At 72.5% G+C, this 3481-nt stretch carries 1 protein-coding gene; it reads left to right on the forward strand.

The genetic code is table 11. The features are described 5' to 3' along the window. On the forward strand, nt 1-3481 hold a 3481-nt coding region (locus LDL48_RS43125), incomplete at both ends, for a type I polyketide synthase (RefSeq protein ID WP_225260995.1).

Genomic DNA, 3481 nt, shown 5'->3' on the forward strand with positions numbered 1-3481 from the left:
GTGATGGCCACGCCGGGGACGTTCGTGGAGTTCTCCCGGCAGCGTGGTCTGGCGGCGGATGGCCGGTGTAAGGCGTTCTCCGACGACGCGGATGGCACCGGCTGGGCCGAGGGCGCGGGCATGCTCGTGGTGGAGCGGCTGTCCGACGCCCGCCGCAACGGCCACCAGATCCTCGCCGTCGTCGCCGGCACCGCGGTCAACCAGGACGGCGCGTCCAACGGCCTGACCGCCCCCAACGGCCCCGCCCAACAACGCGTCATCCGCCAAGCCCTCGCCAACGCTCGCCTCACCCCCGCCGACGTCGACGCCGTCGAGGCGCACGGCACCGGCACCACCCTGGGCGACCCGATTGAGGCGCAGGCGGTCCTCGCTACCTACGGCCAGGACCGCGACACCCCGCTGTGGCTGGGGTCGTTGAAGTCGAACATCGGCCACGCGCAGGCCGCGTCCGGTGTCGGCGGCATCATCAAGATGGTCATGGCGATGCGCCACGGCCTGCTGCCCAAGACCCTGCACGTCGGCGAGCCGTCGACGAAGGTGGACTGGTCGGCCGGTGCGGTCAACCTGCTCACCGAGAGCGTCGCCTGGGAAGCGGGGGAGAAGCCGCGCCGCGCCGGCATCTCCAGCTTCGGCATGAGCGGCACCAACGCACACATCATCATCGAGGAACCGCCCGCGCGGGAGCCGGTCACCGAGCCGGTCCGGACGTTGCCGGCTCTGCCGGTGCTGGTGTCGGCGCGTGAGGAGGTGGCGCTGGCGTTGCCGTCGCAGGTCGATCTGGACGTGGCTTACACGCTCGCTACCGGTCGCAGCGCGCTGCCGGTACGCACGTACGCGATCGATGACGGCGGTTTCGCCGCGCCGGTCCGCGCCGTGGCGCAGCGCACGGCGTTGTTGTTCACCGGTCAGGGGGCGCAGTGGCCGGGCATGGGCCGCGACCTTTACGACAGCTATCCGGTGTTTGCGGACACGTTCAATGAGATCTGCGCGCAGTTCGAGTTGCCGTTGCTGGACGTCGACGAGCAGCTGGATCAGACCCGGTTCACGCAGGCGGCGTTGTTCGCGTTCGAGGTGGCCATGTTCCGCCTCCTCGAATCGTGGGGCGTCCACCCGGACGTGCTGATCGGTCACTCGATCGGTGAGGTCGCGGCAGCCTACTGCGCCGGAGTCTGGAGTCTCGAGGACGCCTGCCGCTTGGTCGCCGCGCGGGGCAGCCTCATGCAGGCCCTGCCGGCCGGCGGCGCGATGATCGCCATCCAGGCCACCGAGGCCGAACTTACCGGCGAGGACGTGGACATCGCGGCGGTGAACGGTCCGCGGTCGGTGGTGATCGCCGGGCCGGTGGAGAAGGTGGAGGCGGTGGCGGCGAAGTTTGCCAAGTCCCGCCGTCTGGATGTCTCGCACGCGTTCCACTCGTCGCTGATGGATCCGATGCTCGACGAGTTCCGCGCGGTGGTCGCGACGTTGACGTTCCACCAGCCGTCGATCCCGCTGGTGAAGGATGTGACGGACCCGGAGTACTGGGTGCGGCACGTCCGCGACACGGTCCGGTTCGCCGACGACGTCGCGGCGGCGGATGCGACGGCGTTCCTCGAGATCGGCCCGGACGCCGCGCTGATTCCGGCGGTCGCGCAGCTCCGCGACGACGCGGTGCTGATTCCGGTGTCGCGCAAGGACAACACCGACGTGGTCACGGCACTGGCCCGCTACTGGGCGGCCGGCGGCACCGTCGACTGGACCGCGTTCTTCGCCGGCACCGGCGCCACACTGGTCGAAGCACCCACCTACCGGTTCCAACGGCAACGTTTCTGGCCGACCGTGACCCCGGACGCCACCGTCGGACACGTCGAGTCCGCCCACGACGCCGCATTCTGGGACGCGGTCGAGCGTGGTGACCTGGCCGCCCTCGCCGACACGCTGGGTCTGGCCAACGGGCAGCGCGATGCACTTCAGGCGGCACTCCCGGCGCTCTCCTCGTGGCGGCGTTCGCAGGCCGAACGGGACCTGCTGGACTCGTGGCGCTACCGGGTGCTCTGGAAGCCGATCGCGACGCCGGTGGCGGCCACCCAGGACCGCTGGCTGGTCACCGGCCCCGGTGGGGAGGAACTGGCGGCGCTGCTGCCCGCCGGCGACGGCCCGGTCCGCGGCGTGCTCGCCGTCGGCCTGGACCCGGCCGGCCTGGCCGAGCTGATGCGCGACGCGCCCGCACCGGTGTGGTGCGTGACCCGCGGCGCGGTCAGCACCGGCCGATCCGACACCCTGGTGGATGCCGCGCAGGCGAGTCTGTGGGGCCTGGGCCGGGTGGCGGCGCTGGAGATGCCGCAGCTCTGGGGCGGCCTGATCGATCTGCCGCCCGTCCTCGACCAGCGGGTGGTCTCCCGGCTGGCCGCGGTGCTCGCCGACGGCACCGAGGACCAGGTGGCCATCCGGTCGTCCGGCGTCTTCGCCCGGCGGCTGGCCACCGCGCCACGGCCGGACGGCCCGGCGTGGCAGCCGCGCGGCACGGTCCTGGTCACCGGGGGTACCGGCGGCCTGGGCACGGTGGTGGCCCGCTGGCTGGCCGGCGCCGGCGCCGAGCGGCTGGTTCTGGCCAGCCGCCGGGGTCACACCGCGCCGGGGGCACCCGAGCTGGTGGCCGACCTGACCGCGTTCGGCGTCGAGGTCGAGGTGCTCACCGCTGACCTCTCGGCCCGCGACGACGTGGCCCGGCTGATCGAGGTTGCCGGTCCCAGCCTGACGGCGGTCGTGCATACCGCCGGCATCGACGTGCAGGGTGCGGTGACCGAACTCGACGCCGCCGCGATCGAGGCGGCCGAATCGGCCAAGGTGCACGGCGCACGCCACCTGGACGAGCTGCTCGGCGACCGTACCCTCGATGCCTTTGTGGTCTTCTCGTCCATCGCCGGGATCTGGGGCAGCGGCGGGAGCGGCGCCTATGCCGCCGCCAACGCCGCGCTGGACGCCCTCGCCACCGACCGACGGGGCCGGGGCCTGACGGGTACGGCGATCGCGTGGGGTCCGTGGGCGGAGTTCGGCATGGCCGCCACGGGTGACCTCGCCGCCCTCGAACGCCGTGGTCTGCGCCCGATGATCCCCCAGCTGGCGGTTGCCACCCTCGGGACCGCTCCGGGCGGAGACCCGGTGCAGGTCATCGCGGACATGGACTGGCAGCGGTTCCTGCCGTCGTACACGTTCTCCCGCCGATCGCCCCTGCTGAGCGACCTCACCCCGGCTGCTGGCGAGCCCGCGACGGTCCCGGCCACCCGGCTCGATGATGTGTCACAGGCAGGTCTGACGGGTCTGGTGCGGCGTGAGGCCGCGGCGGTGCTCGGCCATGCGGACGCGGCGGAGATCCCGGCCGACCGGGCGTTCCGCGAGGCCGGTTTTGATTCGTTGACGGCGGTGGAGTTGCGGGGGCGGCTTCAGGCGGCGACGGGTCTGCGGTTGCCGGCGACGTTGGTGTTTGATCATCCGTCGCCGG

It is taken from the genome of Jidongwangia harbinensis (assembly GCF_020216025.1).
GTDB lineage: Bacteria > Actinomycetota > Actinomycetes > Mycobacteriales > Micromonosporaceae > Actinoplanes > Actinoplanes harbinensis.